The 3,626-nt window shown below is 49.0% G+C and carries 3 protein-coding genes; all 3 read left to right on the plus strand.

Going from position 1 to position 3,626, the window contains the following annotated elements; genetic code table 11:
- The first annotated feature begins 295 nt into the window (after window positions 1-295).
- A complete protein-coding gene (locus AC1DWB_RS32180; RefSeq protein WP_477545178.1) occupies window positions 296-1,225 on the plus strand; it encodes an ABC transporter permease in 930 nt (309 codons plus the stop codon).
- Window positions 1,226-1,256: 31 nt separating this feature from the next.
- The gene (locus tag AC1DWB_RS32185) at window positions 1,257-2,135 is read left to right on the plus strand and encodes a carbohydrate ABC transporter permease (RefSeq protein ID WP_477545176.1); all 879 of its coding nucleotides are present in this window, start codon (window positions 1,257-1,259) and stop codon (window positions 2,133-2,135) included.
- Window positions 2,136-2,202: 67 nt separating this feature from the next.
- Window positions 2,203-3,626 (plus strand): extracellular solute-binding protein (locus AC1DWB_RS32190; protein WP_477545177.1); only part of this gene is annotated, 1,424 nt, incomplete at its 3' end.

Genomic DNA, 3,626 nt, shown 5'->3' on the forward strand with positions numbered 1-3,626 from the left:
AATGTTGTTCTCACCGCTAAAATTCAATCATAGGAACCATATTTCAACAACGGTCGGAATCTCCTTCCATGCCCTCCCCGCGCGCCCAACTGAATGCCTACGCCAGAGCACCGTTCGGGAAGCGGACCGGTTTTTTAATTGTTCTTATGCCCGGAAACGTCATAAGAAAAGAGTGCGATTGCAGGAAATTCGGGCCGTCGGTATAGTCAGGGTTAACAATTCGCAAAGAAAGTGAGCTAAGAAGATGAACACGAAACCAACTGCGATGAGCCCACCCAACCGTGCAGCCAAATCGATGCAAGATCAGACGATTCCGATCTCCAAGCGGAGTCTGTTGATCAGAATGAAGAGAGACAAGTATTTATATTTCCTAGCGCTTCCCATGATTGCGTTCTTCATTCTTTTCAAATATGTGCCCATGTGGGGCGTGATCATCGCCTTTCAGAACTATTCGCCGGTCAAGGGGGTGCTGCATAGTTCATGGGTCGGATTCGAGCACTTCCAGCGATTTTTCTCGCATGATGACTTTTGGCTGCTGCTGCGCAACACGATGGCTATGAATATTTTGAACCTGATTTTCTTCTTCCCACTGCCCATCGTGCTGTCACTCATGCTGAACGAGCTTGGCAGCGAGAAGTATAGACGAGTCGTGCAATCAATCATCTATTTGCCTCACTTTCTATCCTGGGTCATCATCATCGGAATCTGCTTCCTGTTGATGTCATCTGACGGTGTGTTTAACAAGTTGCTGGTAATGGCGGGGCTGGAGAAGTTTGATTTTCTGACGAACCCGAATACGTTCTGGGGAATCTTGACGGTGCAGTCCATATGGAAGGAATGCGGGTGGGGGACGATTATATTCTTGGCCGCCATCGCAGGTGTGGACACGCAGTTGTATGAAGCCGCACGAATGGACGGAGCGGGAAGGCTGAGACAAGCCTGGCATATAACGCTGCCCGCGATTCGGGGGGTGGTCTACATTTTGTTGATTCTAAGAATCGGACATCTGATGGATGCGGGTTTCGAACAAGTGTTTCTGATGATGAACGGGGCTGTGGCAGAGGTTGCAGAAGTGTTCGACACGTATGTGTACCGTAACGGTATTCGCCAAGGACAATTCAGCTACAGTACAGCGGTGGGATTATTCAAATCCGTTGTTGGTTTACTGCTGATCATAGGTGCGAACCGATTAGCCAAACGGTTCGGTGAAGAAGGTTTGTATTAGATCCTAGATGCTTATCAGAAGGAGGATGACTATGAAGTCCCGTTTAGCAGATCGAAGCTTTAATGTCTTGAACATAACACTTCTTGCGATTATATCGATCATCACGATTTTCCCCATTTATTATGTATTCGTCGTGTCATTTACCGATCCGGATGAGTATTTGACCAAGGGGCTTGTCTTGTTCCCACAGCACTGGTCTCTCAAATCCTATCAATATTTACTGTCGAATAATGCCTTCATCCGGGCTTCCAGTGTTAGCGGATTTCTTGCGACAGTTGGTACGTTGCTAAGCTTGGTCGTCACAGCGGCTGGAGCTTATGCCCTATCCCGTAAAAGACTGGCCGGCCGCAAGCTGATGCTGATGCTCATCCTGCTGACGACCTTATTCCAGCCGGGGCTCATTCCCCCCTACCTGTTGATGCGTGATCTTGGACTCATTAATAGCATATGGGCGCTGATTTTGCCTGCCTTGACAAGCGGGTGGTACGTGATCCTGATGAAAGGGTTCTTCGACAGTATTCCGGAGAGTCTGGAAGAAGCCGCGACGATTGATGGTTATAGTGATATCGGCATCTGGTTCAGGATCATCTTGCCACTTTCGCTGCCTGCTATGGCTGCTTTTGGTTTATTTTATGCAGTAGCCTACTGGAATACATTTTTTGCAGCAGTGCTTTATATCAACAATCCGGTCAAATGGCCGCTGCAGATCTTGCTGCAGACATTGCTCATCGATTCTTCATCGACGGCTTCAGGTGATCTAGCCCAAGAGCTGGCTTCGGAGCAGAGGCTTCCTTCCGAGACGTTGAAGATGGCAGCCGTCGTGATCGCTACTGTACCGATTATGATTGTTTATCCGTTCCTGCAGAAGCATTTTGCCAAAGGGGCTATGGTCGGCTCTGTAAAAGGATGAAAGAGGATGCCGCTCGTCGGCAGACTTTCATGTCATATATAGCTTATACTATGAAAGGGTGAGCCAAATGAGAAACAAGAAGAAAGCGCTGACAATGATTACGCCTCTAATGCTGACAGTAGCGCTAGTAGCATCCGCTTGCGGGAAGAGTGGGGAAGAACCAACGGTTGCGGGCAAGGAGGGGACATCAAGTCCAACTCCCAAAGCATCAGCTCCGCCAACGGACATCAGCGTAATGTTAATTCAATTCACGCCGGAGTCCTTGCCTGCTGACAATCCGATCCTGAAGGAGATCGAGAAGCGCACGAACACGAAGCTGAAGATTACATGGGTTCCCAAAAACAATTTCGATGAAAAAGTAAGCGTTACCTTAGCGGCTGGCGACCTTCCAGACATGATGCAGATCAATTCGGTCTTCGCTCCCTTGGTGAAGCAAATGGCTAAGGAAGGCGCATTCTGGGACATCACGCCGTATATCAAGGATTATAAAAACTTATCTGCACTGCCGAAGGATACATGGGAGAACTCCCGCATTTACGGAAAGAACTATGGAGTTCCACGGGTTCGTCCGTTGGATGGCGGCGGCGGTCTGCCTATGATGCGTATGGATTGGCTGAACAAGCTGAATCTGAAGATGCCGGAAACGATGGATGAGCTGTACACCGTATTGAAGGCGTTTGCGGAGAAGGACCCGGATGGCAATGGCAAAGCGGATACGATTCCATTTGCCGGCGAAGTCACAACGGAATCTATGGGAAGGCTGGCCTTTGTGGAGCAGGTGTATAATGGGGCTGGAACGTGGAAGCTGAAGAATGGTAAGCTCGCTCATACCGCGCTCGAGCCTGGTAGTCGGGATGCGCTTCTCTGGTTGAGCAAAGCTTACAAGGAAAAGCTGCTCGATCCTGATCTGGCCATTCGCAAATCGACTCAGACCGAAGAGTTGATCATGACAGGCAAATCCGGCGCTACATCCGGCGCTTTGAATGCTACGTGGAAATATGCGGAACCGCTGCGCAAAGCAGTGCCTGAGGCCGACATCGCCCCCGTCACTTATCTCATTGGACCAGATGGCAAGTTCTCCATTAAAGAAGGCGGGTTCGCAGGAATGTTCGTCATTCCGAAGCGGGTGCCTGAAGCGAAGATGAAGCAAATTCTGGCTTTCATGGATTACGGAACATCCGAAGAAGGAGCGGATCTCGCTAACTACGGATTCGAGGGGACGCATTACACGAAGAAGGACGGGTTTATTAATTCTACAGAACAGGCTACTAAGGATATGGTTGCATCCAACGTACTTGGACAAATGTTCACGAAGTTCGAAAAATATTCTCGCGCATTCCTGACTGGCGTTCCAAAGGATATGTACGATCGAAACGTAAAGGTAATTGATGAACGGGCCAAGATCAGTGTTTCCGATCCTTCGATCGGGTTAGAATCCGAGACGTATCTGAAGGTAGGAAAAGATTTTGACAAAAAGCTGCAGGATCTGAA

The sequence above is a fragment of the Paenibacillus sp. P4_E11 genome, from assembly GCF_056401635.1.